The 18,615-nt window shown below is 34.1% G+C and carries 29 protein-coding genes and 1 pseudogene; 6 read left to right on the plus strand and 24 right to left on the minus strand.

Annotated features, from left to right (window positions below; genetic code table 11):
• From ACYVEC_RS12660 to ACYVEC_RS12680, 5 genes are all read right to left on the minus strand, one after another.
• Entirely contained in the window at positions 1 to 1,179 is a 1,179-nt protein-coding gene (locus tag ACYVEC_RS12660) for a phage portal protein (protein ID WP_460506741.1), read from the minus strand.
• Between the two features lie 30 nt (positions 1,180 to 1,209).
• Positions 1,210 to 2,898: a terminase large subunit gene (locus tag ACYVEC_RS12665; RefSeq protein ID WP_460506744.1), complete on the minus strand. Its 1,689-nt coding sequence runs from the start codon at positions 2,896 to 2,898 to the stop codon at positions 1,210 to 1,212.
• Positions 2,888 to 3,271, minus strand: a complete 384-nt coding sequence (locus ACYVEC_RS12670) for a phage terminase small subunit P27 family (protein WP_460506747.1) — start codon at positions 3,269 to 3,271, stop codon at positions 2,888 to 2,890. Before ACYVEC_RS12670 ends, ACYVEC_RS12665 begins: the two co-directional genes overlap by 11 nt.
• Before the next feature lie 175 nt (positions 3,272 to 3,446).
• Positions 3,447 to 3,752, minus strand: a complete 306-nt coding sequence (locus ACYVEC_RS12675; RefSeq protein ID WP_460506750.1) for a hypothetical protein — start codon at positions 3,750 to 3,752, stop codon at positions 3,447 to 3,449.
• Between the two features lie 5 nt (positions 3,753 to 3,757).
• Positions 3,758 to 4,111: an HNH endonuclease signature motif containing protein gene (locus ACYVEC_RS12680; protein WP_147787145.1), complete on the minus strand. Its 354-nt coding sequence runs from the start codon at positions 4,109 to 4,111 to the stop codon at positions 3,758 to 3,760.
• Between the two features lie 106 nt (positions 4,112 to 4,217).
• On the opposite strand from ACYVEC_RS12680, the gene ACYVEC_RS12685 reads away from it, so the two are divergent.
• Positions 4,218 to 4,442 (plus strand): DUF2188 domain-containing protein, encoded by a 225-nt coding sequence (locus tag ACYVEC_RS12685; RefSeq protein ID WP_147787144.1) that lies wholly within the window; start codon positions 4,218 to 4,220, stop codon positions 4,440 to 4,442.
• A 19-nt stretch (positions 4,443 to 4,461) separates the two neighbouring features.
• Here ACYVEC_RS12685 and ACYVEC_RS12690 read toward each other — a convergent pair whose 3' ends face one another.
• From ACYVEC_RS12690 to ACYVEC_RS12720, 7 genes are all read right to left on the minus strand, one after another.
• Positions 4,462 to 4,800 (minus strand): transglycosylase, encoded by a 339-nt coding sequence (locus ACYVEC_RS12690; protein ID WP_460506753.1) that lies wholly within the window; start codon positions 4,798 to 4,800, stop codon positions 4,462 to 4,464.
• Between the two features lie 492 nt (positions 4,801 to 5,292).
• Positions 5,293 to 5,787: a DUF2321 domain-containing protein gene (locus tag ACYVEC_RS12695; protein ID WP_460506756.1), complete on the minus strand. Its 495-nt coding sequence runs from the start codon at positions 5,785 to 5,787 to the stop codon at positions 5,293 to 5,295.
• 70 nt (positions 5,788 to 5,857) lie between these two features.
• Positions 5,858 to 6,130, minus strand: a complete 273-nt coding sequence (locus ACYVEC_RS12700) for a hypothetical protein (RefSeq protein WP_147787141.1) — start codon at positions 6,128 to 6,130, stop codon at positions 5,858 to 5,860.
• Between the two features lie 393 nt (positions 6,131 to 6,523).
• Positions 6,524 to 7,021: a hypothetical protein gene (locus ACYVEC_RS12705; protein WP_460506759.1), complete on the minus strand. Its 498-nt coding sequence runs from the start codon at positions 7,019 to 7,021 to the stop codon at positions 6,524 to 6,526.
• A gap of 112 nt (positions 7,022 to 7,133) precedes the next feature.
• Positions 7,134 to 7,676: a tyrosine-type recombinase/integrase gene (locus ACYVEC_RS12710; RefSeq protein WP_001055135.1), complete on the minus strand. Its 543-nt coding sequence runs from the start codon at positions 7,674 to 7,676 to the stop codon at positions 7,134 to 7,136.
• On the minus strand, positions 7,673 to 8,143 hold the full coding sequence (locus ACYVEC_RS12715) for an ArpU family phage packaging/lysis transcriptional regulator (RefSeq protein WP_460506762.1): 471 nt from the start codon (positions 8,141 to 8,143) through the stop codon (positions 7,673 to 7,675). The genes ACYVEC_RS12710 and ACYVEC_RS12715 overlap by 4 nt, the downstream gene beginning before the upstream one ends.
• Positions 8,144 to 8,410: 267 nt before the next feature.
• Entirely contained in the window at positions 8,411 to 9,064 is a 654-nt protein-coding gene (locus ACYVEC_RS12720; RefSeq protein WP_460506765.1) for a hypothetical protein, read from the minus strand.
• Positions 9,065 to 9,264: 200 nt separating this feature from the next.
• Between ACYVEC_RS12720 and ACYVEC_RS12725 the strand changes: the two genes are divergently transcribed.
• Entirely contained in the window at positions 9,265 to 9,780 is a 516-nt protein-coding gene (locus tag ACYVEC_RS12725; RefSeq protein WP_460506768.1) for a restriction endonuclease, read from the plus strand.
• A gap of 145 nt (positions 9,781 to 9,925) precedes the next feature.
• Here ACYVEC_RS12725 and ACYVEC_RS12730 read toward each other — a convergent pair whose 3' ends face one another.
• Together ACYVEC_RS12730 and ACYVEC_RS12735 are read right to left on the minus strand one after the other, a co-directional pair.
• A complete protein-coding gene (locus ACYVEC_RS12730; protein ID WP_042516336.1) occupies positions 9,926 to 10,204 on the minus strand; it encodes a hypothetical protein in 279 nt (92 codons plus the stop codon).
• A complete protein-coding gene (locus ACYVEC_RS12735) occupies positions 10,201 to 11,352 on the minus strand; it encodes a lipase family protein (protein ID WP_429795082.1) in 1,152 nt (383 codons plus the stop codon). The genes ACYVEC_RS12730 and ACYVEC_RS12735 overlap by 4 nt, the downstream gene beginning before the upstream one ends.
• Before the next feature lie 61 nt (positions 11,353 to 11,413).
• Here ACYVEC_RS12735 and ACYVEC_RS12740 point away from each other — a divergent pair, with 61 nt between their 5' ends.
• The gene (locus ACYVEC_RS12740; RefSeq protein ID WP_063548447.1) at positions 11,414 to 11,731 is read left to right on the plus strand and encodes a hypothetical protein; all 318 of its coding nucleotides are present in this window, start codon (positions 11,414 to 11,416) and stop codon (positions 11,729 to 11,731) included.
• A gap of 317 nt (positions 11,732 to 12,048) precedes the next feature.
• On the opposite strand, the gene ACYVEC_RS12745 is transcribed toward ACYVEC_RS12740, so the two are convergent.
• The 10 genes from ACYVEC_RS12745 to ACYVEC_RS12790 form a co-directional block, all read right to left on the minus strand.
• Positions 12,049 to 12,240, minus strand: coding sequence for a DUF3954 domain-containing protein (locus tag ACYVEC_RS12745; RefSeq protein ID WP_460506773.1), 192 nt, complete (start codon positions 12,238 to 12,240; stop codon positions 12,049 to 12,051).
• Between the two features lie 72 nt (positions 12,241 to 12,312).
• On the minus strand, positions 12,313 to 12,675 hold the full coding sequence (locus tag ACYVEC_RS12750; protein WP_460506776.1) for a cell division protein SepF: 363 nt from the start codon (positions 12,673 to 12,675) through the stop codon (positions 12,313 to 12,315).
• Positions 12,650 to 12,838, minus strand: a complete 189-nt coding sequence (locus ACYVEC_RS12755) for a hypothetical protein (protein ID WP_460506779.1) — start codon at positions 12,836 to 12,838, stop codon at positions 12,650 to 12,652. The genes ACYVEC_RS12750 and ACYVEC_RS12755 overlap by 26 nt, the downstream gene beginning before the upstream one ends.
• A 2-nt stretch (positions 12,839 to 12,840) precedes the next feature.
• The gene (dnaB, locus tag ACYVEC_RS12760) at positions 12,841 to 14,163 is read right to left on the minus strand and encodes a replicative DNA helicase (protein ID WP_460506782.1); all 1,323 of its coding nucleotides are present in this window, start codon (positions 14,161 to 14,163) and stop codon (positions 12,841 to 12,843) included.
• Complete coding sequence (locus ACYVEC_RS12765) at positions 14,160 to 15,110, minus strand: DnaD domain-containing protein (protein WP_460506785.1); 951 nt, start codon at positions 15,108 to 15,110, stop codon at positions 14,160 to 14,162. Before ACYVEC_RS12765 ends, dnaB begins: the two co-directional genes overlap by 4 nt.
• A gap of 278 nt (positions 15,111 to 15,388) precedes the next feature.
• Positions 15,389 to 15,673, minus strand: coding sequence for a hypothetical protein (locus ACYVEC_RS12770; protein ID WP_460506788.1), 285 nt, complete (start codon positions 15,671 to 15,673; stop codon positions 15,389 to 15,391).
• 180 nt (positions 15,674 to 15,853) lie between these two features.
• Positions 15,854 to 16,075, minus strand: a complete 222-nt coding sequence (locus ACYVEC_RS12775; RefSeq protein ID WP_460506791.1) for an RNA polymerase subunit sigma — start codon at positions 16,073 to 16,075, stop codon at positions 15,854 to 15,856.
• 13 nt (positions 16,076 to 16,088) lie between these two features.
• Positions 16,089 to 16,676, minus strand: a complete 588-nt coding sequence (locus ACYVEC_RS12780; RefSeq protein ID WP_460506794.1) for a sporulation sigma factor-processing peptidase — start codon at positions 16,674 to 16,676, stop codon at positions 16,089 to 16,091.
• Positions 16,677 to 16,766: 90 nt separating this feature from the next.
• Positions 16,767 to 17,015, minus strand: a complete 249-nt coding sequence (locus ACYVEC_RS12785; RefSeq protein WP_460506797.1) for a hypothetical protein — start codon at positions 17,013 to 17,015, stop codon at positions 16,767 to 16,769.
• Positions 17,016 to 17,049: 34 nt separating this feature from the next.
• A complete protein-coding gene (locus ACYVEC_RS12790; RefSeq protein WP_097822709.1) occupies positions 17,050 to 17,241 on the minus strand; it encodes a helix-turn-helix transcriptional regulator in 192 nt (63 codons plus the stop codon).
• Positions 17,242 to 17,414: 173 nt separating this feature from the next.
• On the opposite strand from ACYVEC_RS12790, the gene ACYVEC_RS12795 reads away from it, so the two are divergent.
• The 3 genes and pseudogenes from ACYVEC_RS12795 to ACYVEC_RS12805 form a co-directional block, all read left to right on the plus strand.
• Positions 17,415 to 17,852 (plus strand): helix-turn-helix domain-containing protein, encoded by a 438-nt coding sequence (locus ACYVEC_RS12795; protein ID WP_097822708.1) that lies wholly within the window; start codon positions 17,415 to 17,417, stop codon positions 17,850 to 17,852.
• A gap of 13 nt (positions 17,853 to 17,865) precedes the next feature.
• Complete coding sequence (locus ACYVEC_RS12800) at positions 17,866 to 18,294, plus strand: ImmA/IrrE family metallo-endopeptidase (protein WP_097822707.1); 429 nt, start codon at positions 17,866 to 17,868, stop codon at positions 18,292 to 18,294.
• Between the two features lie 23 nt (positions 18,295 to 18,317).
• A pseudogene (locus ACYVEC_RS12805) lies at positions 18,318 to 18,615 on the plus strand (hypothetical protein); the annotation flags it as partial.

An 18,615-nucleotide genomic window follows, 5' to 3' on the forward strand; every position in this document is an offset into this window, starting at 1 on the left:
TTATTCACCTCCTTTAAAAAGTTCTGGACTATCAATAGGAACTAAGTCACGACTAACAAACAATTTATCTCCACCTGGCATCGGTGCTTTTTCCTCGTGCATCCTCGCTTCATTTGGAGTCATATAACCAGATCTAACACCTTTAAAATAAAAATCTCCGCGTGTTTTCATATCAGCGCGGAGAATACCATTCATATTAAATTTATGACTATAGCCTTTTCTTCGTTGTTCAGCGGTTAATAACTTTCTATCAAATTCTTGCTCATACATTCTTACAATTGGTAATAATGTATGCATGATGAATTCCAGGGCCATTTGTTCTGAACTTGAATTATTTACATTCTCTAATACCCCAACCATATGTGGTGGCATATTAAATACAGCGGCAATACGATTACGTGTAATTTTTTCTACTTCAAATACTTTTGGATCAATAAAATCACGATTTTTTACTTCTCTTATCTTCATACTTTGATCTTCTATTAAAACACCAGTATTCTTTTTATAAAAATCACGGAACAAATTAAATGCCACTTCTTTTTTCTTTTCATCTAAAATTGATGCAACCTCTAAGATAAAATTAGCCTTTACACCATTCTCCAGTTGTTCCAAACTAAATTCTTTAATTTTGTCATCGTAATCAATACTATTTCTTAATACATCAATTGGACTAATGCCCTTCCAACCAAAACCATGAATATGTTTCACATGAATAATGTCCATATTATGTACGTAATATTGCCCATTCTCCGTATCAATACAATAATATAGAGCCATTGTATCTTTCTCAATCACGGGTTCCACCCTTGATGAATCTAGAATATCTAGAGCTTCTACTTGGTATAAAGAGTTATACCTTTTTAATGCATAAGCATTCCCCGTTGAGTTTCGCAAAACTTCCATCGTTCTTATAAAATCTAAGCTTGTAGAATTTCCATTGGGAGTATTAGAAATCATGTCTCCTAGGTCGCTATCAACAGGAACATAGCTATGATAGAGCTTTAAAGGCATACTTGCTATAGAATTAGAAAGACGCGTAATAGCTGAAAAGATAGTTTCATTATTTGCTAAAGTAATATCTGTTCTTTTTCGAAAAATATTAAAAGGTTCAAACCACTTTACAAAATTACTAAATTGTTCTTTCGCTCGTTCTTCCGTTGGCTGTCTCCTTCTTCTCATCCTTGCAAAAAATTCATTTTCTCACCTCCTCTAATCATCAAAAGTCCATAATTCGAGATTCGATTCTTGAGGCATGTTTTGTAAATAAATCATGGCTCTAAAATGTGCCGTTAATGCCGCTGCAACACCATCAATCCTTGAATATTTATTTGCTTTTACGGGCTTTATGTTCCCGGTACTATCCTTTTGCGTTTTAACGTTACTCATGTACCACCTAAACATCAAATCACCATTAAAATTAACTTTCCCTTGCAATAATAAACGTTCAAAATCCTTCATTGATAAATTCATTGACTTAAATCCTTGTTGGACCTTAACCATTTCGAATCCTAAATTTTGCATCTGGGTAAACCACTGTGCTGCGTTAAATGGATCATAGCAAACTTCTTGAATATGGTACTTTTCAGACATTCTCACAAACCAATTTGTAACAAAATCATAGTCAATTACTTCTCCTGGAATAACCGTTAAATATCCTTTTTCGACCCATAGTTCATAATTCGCTCTATCCTCACTATTTAGCAATTTAGCCTCTGGGATAAAACTATGATGAATACACTTCACTGAACCATCCTTTTGTGGGAATTCTAAAAAGGAACTTGTTAAATCCGTCGTTTCAGATAAGTCCGCACCACCGATACACATACAACCTTCAAGAACGTCAAGATCATATTCTTTTTCATAATTTTTCTTAATTACATCCCATTCAAGCCATTTCTCAGCGGCATTTACAAATAAATTAAGACGCTTCGTCTTGAACTCATTAACTTCATTGTTTAAAACGTATGTTTTATAAGCTTCTCTTAATTTTTCAAGAGTGATTGTAACATCTATGTTTGGATTTGCTTTAACCCAACACTCCTCATCTTTCCAATCATCTTCCGGATCAATCTCTGCAATAAATGCAAAAAAACGATCATGCTCGACCGTTTCGTTTAACATTTTATCTGCCACTTCATAAAACTTCATCAATGGTCCATCGAGAACAAAACCAGCTGTCGTAATATGCAAAATAAGTGGTTGTGTACGGGCATCATAAGATGATTGAATAACATTTATTAACTTACGATCTTTATACTCATGAATTTCATCAAAGATTGCTCCATGTGTATTTAAACCATCTTGTTTCTTTGAATCACTAGCAAGTGGTTCCAGCTCAGAGTTCATAGCATTGTAATACAGCTTATCTCGTATTATCCTTACCCTTCGCCTTAATGCCGGTGACTGTTTAACCATTCGCTTAGCTTCTTCAAATACCAATTTAGCTTGATCACGTTTATTTGCTAGCGTATATACACGCGCTCCATACTCGTTATCTTTCATAAATAAATATAAAGCTATTGCTGATGCTAGAGTACTTTTACCATTTTTACGCGCAATCATAATGAGGGCTTCTAAAAACCGTCTATAACCCGTTTCTTTTTCTACCCAACCAAAAAGACTACCGACATTAAACTTCTGCCATAATTCAAGCAAAAGTGGCTTACCTGCCATCTTACCGATGCTATGTTTACAAAAGCGTTCTATGAATATAATCGCTCTATTAGCCTCTTTTACACTATACTCATATGGAAATGTCTCATCATCTTGGCGTTGTAAATCTCGAATATGCCTTTGACAAGCCTTACGTACTTTTTTACTAGTAACTATCTTCCCGCTGATAACCTTTTTCGCATATTCAGTTACATAGTCATGCGTATCAACTGGTTTAGTAGTCATCGAAACCATCTTCAACTTCTTTAACTAGTTCTTCTTGAAGTTTCTTACGGCTTGCGCCAGTTAAACCAAGCTCACCTAAATACTGGCGCGTTTGCTGCATATATTTCGGAAGCTCCGGAATAAGGGTATGCTTTGTTCGATTGGTAGCACCCGCCTTATTGGTATAGTCCATAGTTAGACCATCTTTTTTTATTTGTGCTGCCATTTCCTTATACATTTGATAACTGTAAGCAATCATCTCTATTGCTATCGGATCATTAATATCAGCCTTACCTTCCATCTCTAAAATCCTCCAAATACGAAACCAAGTATCTTTTCCAATCTTCTTGAGATGTGTCGGTGGCTTGTACTTTATTCTTAAATCTTCATCCATGCTCTCACCACACTTACATTTTATGGATAAAAAATAACCACCCTTTAAAAAAAGCGGTCTGTTTTCAGATGGTTCCCCCCTTTAAGAGACCTTCCGCGCGAAACACGAAGCGGGGCACCGGTCCCCAGAAGAACCTCTTCAGAAATAAAAAGGTGGGGGGATTGTTGTTTTTTTATTAAATATTTTTTTTGATGGTTAATTCTATATCTTTAGCAAGTTTTAAAACATCAATTGCTACCGCTTTAACACTTGATCCTGATACTTTAATTGCACGACTCTTAATCTCTTCAATCAATTCATCTGTCGAGTAGCTTGCTAATGTATTGTGTTCCTCTTCCTTATCAATCCTTTGAAGCTCATCAGCTAATTCATGCGCATGATTACCAATAGCACGTAGCTTCTTTTGAAACACTTTCGTTCCCATCTGTATACCAACTACCATATCTCCAATATGAGTTGTTGATTTATAATTCTCTTTCATTTATTTCATCCTCTCTTTCCATGTACTTTGTTATGACAACTGTTACATAAGCTTTCAAGGTTGTTAATGTCCAATCGCTTTGACCAATCCTCTTTCACTTCAACAATGTGATGAACCATATCAGCTGGCGTTAACTTCTTATCTTTCAAACATCGTTGGCATAAATAACAATCACGTGATAAAGCTTTCGCTCTCGTTATTCTCCACCCAACACTTTTATAGAACGCTGTAGTTTGATTATCTCTCTGATACTTGTCATATGACTTTGTAGCTTCTTGCTTATGCTTTTCGCAATACTGTTCTGTCGTTAAGTTAATACACATTGGATATGCGCAAGACTTCTTGGGTTTATAAGACAAAGACCCAACTCCTTATCATCATGTATTTTCGACATTTCCCAACATACTAAAGAAGGAATTTTAAATAATACTGTCGAATTCCTTTTATTTGGAAGGAGGTGATACTATGAAAAAGAATCAACATGTTACTCCCCATCCTAATGGTGGATGGCAAGTAAAAGGTGCTGGTAATTCAAAAGCTACTTCCATACATCGGACTCAACAAGAAGCTATTGATTCCGCACGTGGAATCTCTCGTAATCAGAATTCCGAATTATTTATTCATGGTAGAAACGGACAAATTCGTGAAAGAGATAGTCATGGAAACGATCCTTATCCACCTAAAGGTTAATACTAAAAAGACGAATTCTTCATACATTGGATTCGTCTTTTTTTCCTAAGTCATTTTTCAATTTATCCATTTGTTTCCTAACATTTTTAGCAAGCTGATTAATCTGTTCCACATACCCTTTGATATCTTCCTGACTTTCAGCAACCATTATTCGTTCTCTTAATTCTTTACGCTTCTCTTCATTATCTTGAAGTTGCTGTCGAATCTTTTCATCGGTGTAATAAGAAACGGTTTCTTTACCACAATGCCTACACTTGATGTAATACATTTCAATTCCGTTAAGTAACTTTCTTTTTAAAGGTTTGAATCTAAAGCTACCCGAACATTTATCACATATAACAATTGTTCTCGATTTCACCGCTCACCCTCCAATGCTAAAAACTTTCTTATAATTAAAATACGGTACGTGAAGTTTTACCTCTAATAAATACAAAAAGACCTATCCAATGTGGTAGCTCTTTTACTAAATAGACAAGTCATGTCGTGTACTGCATATTTACTTCAGTTTGGTTAAGAGGTTCTACACCTCTTTCAATCGCCGACTGTACGTCACTCTCCCGTAGTTACTAATATGTCTCGTAGTCAGCGATTGAAAGAAGAGCACAAGCCCTTCCTCGTTTATACAACAGGTTTTATTAGTTTCTAATAATTGAACCACGAAGTCAACGCGTCATCCAATCTTCAACCATCACCCATGGTCCTAACGATCCATTTGAATTATAAAGGAATGTAAAAAACGTTTTCCGCCGTTTCTCACAATACAAATATAACACGTCTAAAATCTAATTTCGTCCGCAAATCGTTCGCAAATCCTCCGTGAAAAGTTCGCGAATCGTTCGCGTTTTATTCATTACGACCATAATTGCTTTTTTACTGCCTCACTCGCGACATCTACAAGGATATCTCTAAACCCACCTACAACAGATGAGTCACCCAACTTTTTCATGATTTTTTTAAATCTTGTTGTTGCTACTACAACTTGTGGTCCTTCTTGAACCAGTTCATCAATGCTTCTATTTAACGTATTTTTCTCTTCTTCTGTAAGTTCGTCCAATTCTGCAGTTAGCTCTTTAGCTGCACTTAATGCTCTTTCTGTCCAAGGATATGCATTTCCACATTGATAACAAAATCTTGGTGCTTTCATTTGTTTTGTAGATAGTACTGCTACACCAGGAACATGATATTTACCTCTTATTTTCGCAGAACAACTCAAGCAACATGTTATGGTTTCCTCACCACACTTGCTGCAATAACTTTGGCTATGCTCTGGACTATCTTCTAAACGATTTGTAATGACATGTCCATTCTTACAAATCTGTGCTGTATCGTACCCTGCTCTACTCATAAAATAATTACCTCACTTAAAATTTTATTGCAATTTAAAATTGCTTTTAATCACAAATGTTACTTTCAAACTATGAGTTTGCCTTTACACATAACGCACCTAAGTTTGTAACAATCGCGTTATCTAGCCAAGCAGTCAAAGGTAAATTCCCTTGCCCTCCGAAGGAAATATTAGATTCTGTAATATATCCACATTCCTCCAATTCATTGACAGCACTAGCAAATTCTTTCGAATCTACTTTAAAAAAACTAGGTGTCAATGACTTCATGTTAGAATCCTCCTTCTCTTGCTCATTAAACATTGCTACTAAGATTTCGTACGCTAAAACCGAAACACCTGTCATCAATAAAACCTCCTCATTAATTTATGACACGATATCCGCATCATTTACCTAAATTATCCTTTTATATTCAAAAATCGTCAATTATAAATATCTAATTTTAGTATATTATTAAATTTTCCATCATTTAAAATCCTCTTTTTGAACAGTTTTTGAGTTTTAGCTTTAATAATCTTTAAAAATAAATTCACTACAAACCATATTGTGTTGAATTAGACCAACTCGTTTTTCCTTAGAACTATCAAGCTTTATAGCATTCTAGTAAAACGAGTTTGGCACTTTTCTTTTGAAGCGAATTCATTTATAAATAAAAAAACATATCTCCTTTTATTTTTTCAACCATAATAAAAAGACAGTATAGTAACTGCCTTTTTAAAAGATTTGATTTCCTCATTATTAAAGAAATGGAATTGCTATTCCCGCACTCTGCAAAATTGTTATTATCGATGCTACAAAAGCTATAATTTCACTCCCAACAATCAAAACCCTAACAAAAGTACTTCTATGTTCTCCCATTTTGATATAGCTACCAAATTGCACTACAGTAAGAATCAATCCATATACCCCTGTGATTAGAAGCAATAAACTAATTAAATTAACCCACCAAATTGGGAAATAATGATATAAAATTGCCCAAATAGAAATTACCACTCCAGCAGAAATGATTCCGACAACTAAATCTTTTGCATTTTCAACTGTCTTAGATATTTCCGTAGTAATTCCCAAGAAAGCTATACAAAAACAAATCCCACTTACTACATAAGTAGCTGTCTCACCTTCTAAGTAATCGGGATTACAATACACGAATATCCCAATTATCAAAAATGATATACTTAATGAAATACCCTCCATGATACTTACTTTAGTATTCTTTTTACCTTCCACTTCCGCCATACAATACTCTCCCATTCCAATATTTATTACCAATTTTAACTTATATTACTCCAAAAAGGAACGTATATTTCAATTACAGTAGATTAATAATCAAATTTATTGATACATGAATTCAAATTCTAAATTTCTTTTGATAATCATTTAATGTATCTTGTTCTATTCCAATGTATCTCAATGTTTCTTTTTGATCCGTATGATTCAACATTCGCTGCAGAACAACTACATCTTTAAATTGCTTATAGTGATGATATCCGTATGTTTTTCTAAGTGAATGAGTACCGATTCGTTCCAAACCAAATTCCCTTGCTGCCTGATTTAATATTACATAGGCCATTGATCTAGTAATTGGTTTGTTCTTACCATTTCTACTCTTAATAAGAAATTCATTCTTCGGTCTTCCATTCGCATATTCCCTTATTGCTCTCTTTAGTTCAGATGGCATCTTCACTTCTTTAACTTTCTTTGTTTTCTTTTCCCGGATGAAGATACTCCAGCCTTCTACATCACGTATTCGAAGACGTAATATATCAGAAATCCGTAATCCAGTATTAATACCTAAAAGGAACAAAATGTAATTACGCTCATTCTGTTCCTTAAAAAACTCTTTAATTTCTTGAATAGCTTCTTTATCACGAATTGGCTGAACTAAATTCATGCACTTTTCACCTCTTCCTGTCTATGATTCTCTTTATACACTTCTATTTTTAAAATGAAAGCCAAACGTAATAATGCTTGTCCTTTTAATTTGTAATACTTTGTTTTTCCTACTCCGAGATCTAGCCAAATGTCTGGATCATATCCTGGTAGCTCTCCCATAAATCTTTCTAATATTATTCGGCGTTCATCATCCTTTAAACGATTAACACCGTCATGAATCCAACTCATGAATTCATTTCGCCCTTGCTCATATTCTATTCTTTCAATTGCAATTTCTTCTGTAGAACTATGAAATGCATTTGTAAATGATGGAGGAATAATAGAATACGATGGTGTGACTTTAGGTAAAATATCACTTGGCATTGTTGCTAAATACTGACGATACACTTCGAATACTTCTTCAACCGCTTGTTTTGTTTTCTTTCCATCTACAACTGGCATTTTGAACGTTAATTGTTTTTTCATATTAATTCCTCCAAATTTTTATTTTTGTCTAAGGGCACCACCGTGACCACGCTCATATCGTGCTCTACAAATACCCATTAATTCCTCTATATCTCGAATACTTAACTTTTCTTTCTTATGCTGCCTATTCTGTTTCTTTTGCTGCTAATCACGAATCTTTTTCATTCACATCACCTCTAAGCAAAATAAAAAAAGCGGACACCAAACCACAGAGCAATATCACCTATGCTCTTTGTAGTTCAGTGTCCGCTGGTTCTTCCAGTAGGACTAATTGTTATTTTTTGTGCTTGCTGCTACTTCTTCATAAGCATTCAACAATGCTGATGCTTCTGTTTGTAACTTATTTAAATCTACTTCTAGCTCTAATAAACTATCATATTGTTGCTGAAGTTTTTCTATGGAACCATCTTGTTCTATAGAAAGAATTACTATTTTTATAGCTGATTGCAATCGATGATACTTTAACTCTAAACCATTTAATTCTTTGGCTTCTTTTTTAGAAGGATGTAATTCTAAAATGAATTCATAAAGACTTTTAAAAGCCATAAATGATAAGTTAACTTTTGCAAACTGTAATGTGATTCCCTTTTGAAGATCTAAGACTTTGTTTCCCACATCTAATTTTTCTTCTAATTCTAAATATTTTTCATTCATTACTTCTATAGAAGTATTAGCTTTCTCAATGGTTTTACTTGCTTCATTGATATATCCCTTATTATCTTGTTGCATACGATATATTAAGAAAGCTGCTACAATCCCTAAAATAGTAAAAAGCAAACCAGCGACTGCTATTATAATAGTTATATTATTATTCAACATTCCTAACATATTATTTTGAATCGCAACCATATTAGATTGCAAGTCTTCAACATTTTTGCTCATCTCTGCTATTTTCTCAGGGGTTAATTCTGTTTGTTTCATGCATTATCCTCCCTCTTACATACACCATATATTCTACTATATCAGAACATAATACGAAAACCATTTTCGAAAATAAAACTCCTCTTCTTCAATTTTATACAAGGATTATTTTGTTTGAATTTTTATCTATTCTAAACAAAGAAGTTTTGTATAATGTTATTAACAACTATATTGATTTAACTATAAGGAGCTGTACTAATTTGTCTATATTTTCCACCGAAATGCTAATCAAAACTTTAACTTCTCCATTAATGCTCATTCCTGCATTATTTATCATCTTTTTAATATTTCTGTATAAAAAACAGGCTAAAGCTCAAAAAATTTATATGGAACAACTTCGCCAATCTAACATTTATGAAATTGATCAAATGAACGGTCTACAATTTGAACAATACCTAAGTGCACTATATCAATCGCTTGGATACCAGGCAGAAGTTACTAAGGGCTCCGGAGACTTTGGAGCGGATCTAGTTTTAAAGAATAATAATGAAAAAATAATCGTCCAAGCAAAACGTTATAAAAACAAAGTTGGCATCCATTCTGTCCAAGAAATTGTTGGAGCTAAAAAATATTACGATGCTGCACATGCTTGGGTTGTAACTAATAACTATTTCACAGAACCAGCACGTAAATTAGCACACGCAAATGATGTATTGCTCATAGATCGTGACCTATTGATTAAATTAAGTGCGCAAGTAAATAGAGAAAAACAATAACTCATACTGAAAAACATCAATCTAATTAATTCAGACACTCATTGTAGTGTCTTTTTTTATAACAAAATGAAATTTTTATACAAATTTAAAACACAACTTTTAAGCAAAACAATAGAGCCTTTCGGCTCTGAACATTTTCATGTACTTATTTATAGCTCCTGTCTACTGCTTTAATAAGCTCCCAATCATCTCTCAACCTCTTTTTCTTTGTTTCAATTTCATTCACAGAGTGATTTAGTTCTTTTCGTAAATACTCCAAATCCTCAATCGCTTTCTTTCCAGCCCCATTTTGCGACCAACCTGCTTGTATAAGATTATAAATATCATTTACTCTCTCTTGATTTTTATTTATATCTATAATCAAATTCGTTAAACGCCCTAATGCTGCTTCTATATGTTCCTCATTAAAATACATTTGTCTCATTTTTTTAACCACTCAAATCCTTGAAAATTTTCGTCTGCTGCCTTATATTCATCGGCTTTTCTCTTAATAAAAGCTGATACTTCCCCGGCTTTTGTCGCATATACTCTACTGGTTTGATCTAAGCAATGATACAATTCTTCAATCCTTCTCTCCAGACGTTGACTCTTAGTTGAACTAAGATGCTGCATTACTTCTGAAACTACTCGTGGTATCTGATTTTGAAATTCTTCCGCACTTTGTTGCATTTTTTTTGCCGATTCTTCTAAGTATTCCATGAGTACCCTAACTTCTCCAACACCTCCAATTGAAAATCTAGGTGATCTATATATTTTTTCACCTGTATTAGCATCTACTAGCATAGAATTATCTATATTTCCAAACGCATCAACGTGGTAATTCTTTATCCCGTGAAAATCCTTCGCTCCTATTGAATCTAAAAACCTATCAATTTGATGCATCCCATAGTCATTATTTGCTGTTTTAAAATCAGAGTTTACCATATAGGTATCACCAATATGTGTTTTATCTTCTCTAAGAGCGCCACCAGAAATTGTGTCTTTCGGATTAATATAATTAATTATTTGCCCTTTATATTCTCCTGCATCTACTTTTTTCTGTATGTCCTTTGGAAGCATATCATAAACACCAGGAGCACTGTAAGTAACAGCGGGCACATCGCATATTGCACTAGCAAATTGAGCATTGGCGCCACCTAAAGAATGACCTGTAGTTGAAATCTTCTGATTAGGATATTCTTTTTTTACTATTTCTAAAAGTGATACTGATTGCGTAAACTGGTTAGCCGCTATTACTTGACTTTTATCATACGGATCTATTTTCTCTCCATCTTGTATGGGATTCTGCCCCATTAAAATATATCTTGCATCAGTTATAAAATCAGGTACTGATCTATCTAATGATTCTCCCCCTTCCGTTCCTCTATAAGCAACAACAACATCACCAGTCACTGTATTTTGATATACTGTCGCATCAAAACCAGTTTCCTTATCATGGAGTTTTGCTCCTTTAGGATGTATTGGTTCCCACACTTCGCTTCCTCTTTTATTATTAATTTCTTTCCTTTCATCACTTTTATATGCTCCATTGGCTAATTCTCGATATGCTTGATCTGAAATCTCATTTGCCATAACATTCCCTCTTTTCCAACTGTTGTTACATCTATTATAATATCGATAGAGGTGATAAGAAATGAAAAAAATCCTTTTAATAACATTATTGGTTGTTTTAGGTTTAGGTTCGTGCACTATATATCAAATTTATAAGGCTACCCACCCTTATAGTGAAAAAGAACAAAATGAAATGAAAGAAAAAGCATCACAAGCCGCTATCGAGTATTTTAAAAAGGAGAAAAATTGGGATATTACAGTGACAAAAGCAGAATTTTCTACAGATATCTCTCGTAGTAGGCTTGAGGTATCTGGCTATATATCTGGTGACAAAAAGAAGAAGGTTTCTGCAAGTATAGATTACAGTAATGATTATACAGTTGGTAGTATAAGTTATTAACATTACAAATTGACTTTTTTCTCTAATAGCATTTTCACGCTCTATAATATCAAATACATAGACAAAACCCAGATAAAGATTATAGTTAAACTTTGTCTGGGCCTTGTGTTTCATACTCTCCCATTAATTCAATTGCTTTACAATCAAAATAAACGATTATACTCTCTACCTCATATCAATTCGTATAGACCTTTTCACAGTCCTATCATCCTCGCAAATTAAAACATACTTTTTTGAAAATAAAAGTTCATAAAGTTAGCTCACATGTTTCCTATAAATCTCACTTTATTTCTCAAATCTTCTTTTCTAAAATAATATTAAATTAATCTCGTCTTCCGCTCTTCCATCCGAATTACTTTTCCACTTTGATATACAAATGATTGTTCACCAAATCCACTTTGAGGTGGTTCTATTAGCTGAACCTGACCATTTTTAACAATATATATTCCATTTATTTTCAGATCTATTTCAGCTGTCATTTCAACAAGATTTTCTTTTCTAATTCCCACCAAGTTCACTCCCATATGTTATAATTACTTTGTCGAAGTAAGTTGAGAGTGATCTCAGCTTTTTTTATTTGCCTATAGATATTGCACAACATTTTCTGGAACAAATGATTGTTCAAGCGATAAATGGAGTCTTATTGGAATCGGCTTTTTCTCATCCCGTGCTCTCTTACACATTTCTTCTGCTTCTTCCCACACAAATTGTTTATCCTCCGCTCGTTTATAACGCCAAATCCCCATTGCGTACCCCTCAAATAACTCATAACGTTCATCCGGTGCTGTCGTTGGTTTTAATTCATCAATCGCTTTGGCTTGACTAGGTATTTGCACAACTACATCTGCATACCGTAATTTTGAATTCAAACGTTGAATATGAGCTTTCTTAGGATCAAATGATACAACTGGTTCCACGTCAAAAATTGTTAATTGCTTTGGCATTGTTTTTCCCCTCCAATACCTGCAAGCTTGCAAATAAGATTCCTTCAAGTTGCGTCAACGTTAGTTGATCTAGTGTTTGTCCGTTAATTTCAGTTAATCCTAACCCCAATAATTTACGAATCATTATTAGTTTTCTACGTCCTACTTCCTGACGTAACAACATAATTAAGCCTCCTGTTGATGGATGAACTTTCTCTCTAAATTTACAAACTTACTAAATTCTTTAATAAATGCTAGTTCAACAACACCAACTGGACCGTTCCTCTGTTTCGCTAAAATAATTTCCGTTATGTTTTTATTTTCTGTCTCGCGGTCATAGTAATCTTCACGGTATAAGAATGCGATTAAATCCGCATCCTGTTCAATTTGACCATTCTCACGTAAATCTGATAGCAACGGTCTCTTATCTTGCCTACTTTCTACCGCACGACTTAACTGTGATAATGCCACTACACATACATTTAATTCTCTTGCCATCAATTTTAACTTACGACTAATCTCACCAATTTCTTGCATGCGGTTCCCTCTATGCTTTGGGTCGCCCACAATAAGCTGCAAATAATCAATTGCGATTAACACCTTTTTATCCGGATATTTGCGCTTCAACTTTCTAGTCTTAGCGTAAATCTCTTGCATCGTGACATTTGCTTTATCGTAAATTTCTAATGGCAAATCATTAATTAATCCCATCGCTTGGCTAATCTTTTCCCAATCCTTTAAATTACATAGTTTCTTAGGATTCTTTAATTTCGTAGCATCTATATTTCCGGTACTTGAAATCATACGTTTAAGTAACTGCTCTTCTCCCATCTCTAGTGAAAAGATTCCTGTTGCTGTATGAGCACTTGCTGCATGAAAAGCAACGTTTAATACAAATGCCGTTTTCCCCATCGAAGGACGAGCACCAATTATGATTAAATCACCTTCTTGGAGCCCTGCTGTCATTCTGTTCAGGTCGTCATAACCAGTTGGTATACCGGTTAAATCTCCTACATCAATTTGCATGTTCTTATACAAATCAACAAGCGTATCTTTCAAGTTAAATTCATCTGAGTAACCCGTTTCTTCAATGGCGCTTAATTCATCAATTGATGTACTAATAGCACTCATATCCCTCTCTTGCTGAAGGCGATTATATAAGTTACCAGCAACCTCTTGAGCATGTCGCATTTTCCAAGCTTCGATAACTAAACCTTCGTGATACGAAAAGTTTTTTGTCGTTGGAACAACTTCAGTTAAGTTTACAAAGAACGCAATACCACCAATTTGATTCATAAAACTGTCTTCAAATTTCCCCATGAGAGCAACAAGATCTATCGGGACTTCGGCATCCTCTAATTCTCTCATCGCCTTAAAAATCACTTGGTGTGTTGGTAAAGAAAACTGTTTTACCTTTAGCTGACAATCTTTAATTAGATCGCCTTCTTGGATAATGCTACCTAAAACACTTTGTTCAGCTTCTACATTACGAATCATATCGTTACTCATTGAGCCAACCACGCATTTTGTTGGTTAAGTACTGCAAGTTCTTCTTCTGTTGGAATGTTTTGCTCCCATGCTTGTTGCTGCTGTATTACGTTTTTAGTAGATTCCGATAATCCTTTTTGTTGATAAGGTGCTTGTGTCTGTTGTTGCGCTTTTGTTAATCGCTGAGTACGAAATGCTTTATCAGCTGCTTCAACGTCCACTATTGTTTTCAACCCCTTAAGATGCCAATCTCTTAAAATCGTATTTACGTAATTCATGTTTCTTGTATTTTTCTCTAAAGCGATTTCCATAGCTTTTACAACAAGCTCTGCATTTAAATCATCTACCCATGCATGAATACCATCTGCAATAAAAGGTGTAATCAGTCCGAAGTTTTGTTCGTAAAAAGAAATTGGATTAACCTCAACAACTTCTTCCGCGCCTGCGCGTTCTTCTTGTTGTTGTTCTTTTTCTTCTTCTTTTTCTTTTTCTTCTTCCTTGCTAGGGTTTTGGAAGCCCCTTATAAGCCCCTCCAAACGGACTGATAAATACTCCTTAATACGAGGGATTTTGAAATCTTGTTCACGTTCTAATTGCAAACATGTTTCATAGAAATCAACTAAGAAATCCTGGTCCTTCACAGATTGAATCTCTTTTAAGACGCACTTTTCAATGTTTACATTTTTAATTGGATTGAACTTCAACCAGTTGATTAAGAACAACTCTTTTGTTTTTTGGTTGTAATTAATTTTTCCATACTCAGCAAAACGTTCTAATAGCTTCATAACAGTTTCACGGTTATATCCTGTATCAGTTTCAATGATACGAAGTGGAAGCTCATAGATTCCTGATTGAGACGTCTTACTGTTTGTCATCAAATATAAGTAGAAATACTTCTCCTCCGGTGTAAGGTCTAAAACAAATGAATCCTGCCAAAATGAAACATGTACTGGTCTATAAACTGCCATATTATTCATCCTCCTGTTTACATATCGCGAATCCGTCCTCTACACGTAATAAGCGATAATTTTTGTATCCTGTTTTGAGATATTGATTTACTAAGTAAATTAGGTGTTGCTCTGAGGTCGCTTGTTGAAACACTTTAGGATTCAGCAACACTCTATGTAATGACTTGTCTAAAAGCATGTAACACACCCCGTTGTTATACGAATGCTAATTTGATATAATTAATCCTAAGATCTTTGCAAGACCGTTTATCTATCACTCTGCCAAGTGATAGATTTTTTTATTTTCTACGAGTTACTAATGAAGCGTTAACTCCTCTTGCTCTTAAATCTTTAATCACTACACGATAACTCATAGATACCTCATGTTCCTCTTTTGTATCACGAAGCATTTTAAATTCCCTTATACATCGCTCCAGCTCTTCTTCCCAGTGATTTGATTCTTCGATTGATTCTGCATTAAACATGTTATGAATACATTCACTCATACAGTTACGAAGTTTATTCGCAAATGAAAAATCACCAGGAAGAACTAAATCATGAAGACGATTGTTTTTATCGTTCATGAATTACATCTCCTTTCTATTTAAATTAATGCTGTACGCATCGTTACAACCAGAAAGAAACATTGTAGAGGTATGGGAGGAAAAATCCCTTTCTGGTCATAACGACAAGCACAGTGGCTTGTCCAAATGATTTATATAATGTTATAATTGATTTACGATATTTTTCAGAGCTACTGTTGTCTAGGCGGTAGCTTTTTTATTTGCCCATTTATGTTTCAAAATAAATGATGCTTCTATAATTTTGATTCGAATCCCCAACAATTTCTTCTCTTGCTTTAATTCAACTGTTTTTGAATTCTCATTAAGTAATTCTGCTATTTTAATTTCACCGTTTAGTTTTGCATCATAGCGAATTAATTCCTTATATTCTCTTAAGCTAGGTTTCTTATAATCTACTGTCATTTCCCTTCCTCCTTTACAGCACCTTTGTTAAATTCATTAAGCTATCCACCGATTGAATAATAACGTTTTCTGCCATAGCCTTTTGCAACCAACTTCTTTGTATTTGTTCCATAATGCCAAAATGAACTTGTTCAAGAGCTTGTACCACACATTGAGTAGCTTGGATTGTATCGAAGATTTCTTTTGCATGAACCGCGTATTCATGTTTCTTTTTTTCATCATGCTTCCATGACCTTGTTGTAACTTGTAAGTTCATGATTTCCTTTGCTGCCGCAATCCCCTCTTCAGCCTGTTTAATGTAGTTCATCAGTTGTAAATTAACATCTTGAGTTAAGCGTGGATCTGTAGGCGGTAACCCAACACCATAAATATGTTTGATTGCTTGTTGATTCAATCTTGCTCCTGTTGCATGACACCAATCCATTGCAAGCTCAAATTCTGGTTTAGAAAGTCCAGATTCAATACGGGTTAATCTTTCATGTGTAATACCAAGGTATTTAGATAACCCTTTCTTCGTTTTCAGCTGAACATTGTCACAACATTCTCTAGCATTCTGTAATAATTCCCCTATTGCTGAATTGCAGTATATGCTTGTTCCCATATTTGTTCGCCTCCATATTTAGTTTTCAAATGGTTACAATGAACTTAGTACATATGTAACTTGTCTACTTTTCGTATAAAAAGAGAGGAACTATTCCTCAACATTTGCTTTTACTTGTATTTCTTTAATGATGGCCCAACCAGCCTTGTAATATGCCTGACGGATTTTATCAATATCCTTTTGTGATTTTGGCTCAGGAGCCACAACATGGACTTTCGTTTTTCCAAATTCATAAGTCGCCGCATATTCTTCTTGTTGGCTCATGGTGTCACCTCTTGAAGTGCTTTTTATATGTTTATGCGACGGGTCTATTGGTACTGCCATGTTAGTTGATGGCATTTAATCACCTCCAAAGAAACGATTTGTTTCCTTTTTAATTAAAAAAAAGATCATCAATTGTTGTTTTATAGAACTCCGCTATTTTTTTAGCCAATTCTAAAGAAGGTGTCCTATCACCCCTTTCAATAGCACCTAACATCTGAGGTGTAATTGAAAGCTTTTGTGCAACTTCTATTCTCGATTGATCATTTCTTAATTCAATCATTTTAATTCTTTTATTATCCATAATACCCCCTCCTTAAAGAAACATTTTGTTTCCTTACACCTCCAATATATAGAAACATTTCGTTTCTGTCAATATTTATTAGAAACTTTTCGTTTCCTTTGTAGATTTAGAAACTTTTCGTTTCTATAATTAAGAAAAAAGCTTCTACTCTTATTTAGAAAGAAGGAAAATTTATGCTTGGAAAGAAGATTGCTGAGCTCAGGAAAAATCAGAAACTAAGCCAATATGATCTTGCTGATAGGTTGGGATTTTCAAGAGGAAAGTTGGCCAATTATGAACAAGGACAACGTGAACCCGATTACGATACTTTAAAAAAGATTGCTGATTTCTTTGAAGTTTCAACTGATTACCTATTAGGTAGGACTGAAAAAAAGGAATTATTCACCAACATGTCACTAGGCTTATCGGAAAAGGAAGAGCGTGATATTGCGAAAGATTTAGAAAAAACATTAGAACAATTAGAAAATAGTGAAGAAGCATTAATGTTTGATGGAGAACCAATTGATGAACACACAAAAGAAATGATTCGCATTTCTCTGGAAAACTCAATGCGCATGGCAAAACAATTAGCAAAACAAAAATTCACTCCAAACAAATATAAAAAAGATTGATTGGAGTGAATTTATGGACATCAAAGAATATGTACTAAACATCATAGCAAAATATCAAACAATAGATCCATTTGAAATTGCTAGGCAAAAAAATATTATTGTGTTGTTTGAAGACTTAGGGAATACCCTTGGTTTTTACAACACTTATAAACGATTTAAATTTATTCATATTAATAATCAAATTGATGAAACTACTCAACGATTTGTTTGTGCACATGAGTTGGGCCATGCTGTACTTCATCCTAAAGCAAACACCCCCTTCTTACGTAATCAAACGTTCTTTTCCGTGGATCGTTTAGAAATTGAAGCAAATACATTTGCTGTGGAATTGTTACTAACTGATGAAATGGTATCTACTTATGAAGATACTCGTTTGTCTATTCAAGAAGTTGCGGAGATTCATGGAGTTCCGGGAGGATTCGCTCGTTTAAAAACGTATTAACATACAAGTTAGGAGTTACATATATGAAAATATTCTTATCTTTATTATTCGTAATAGCAACTATAGCTACTGCTGTTTTATTAATTACATCACTAGTATTTCGATTTAAAAAGAGCTCAAAAACGAAAAAGTTTTTAAAGTTCACTGGTATAGCTTTTGTTTTAACTATCATTTCATTTGTAGGAATTAATATGAGTATGACTCCTGAAGAAAAGCAAGAAATTCAAGATAAGCAAAAAGCTGATGCAAAGTTAAGAAATGAAGAAGCACAAAAAGCTAAAGAACAAAAAGATGCTGAGAAAAAGCTGAAAGCCGAAGAGA

The organism is Bacillus sp. MN7755 (assembly GCF_054771475.1).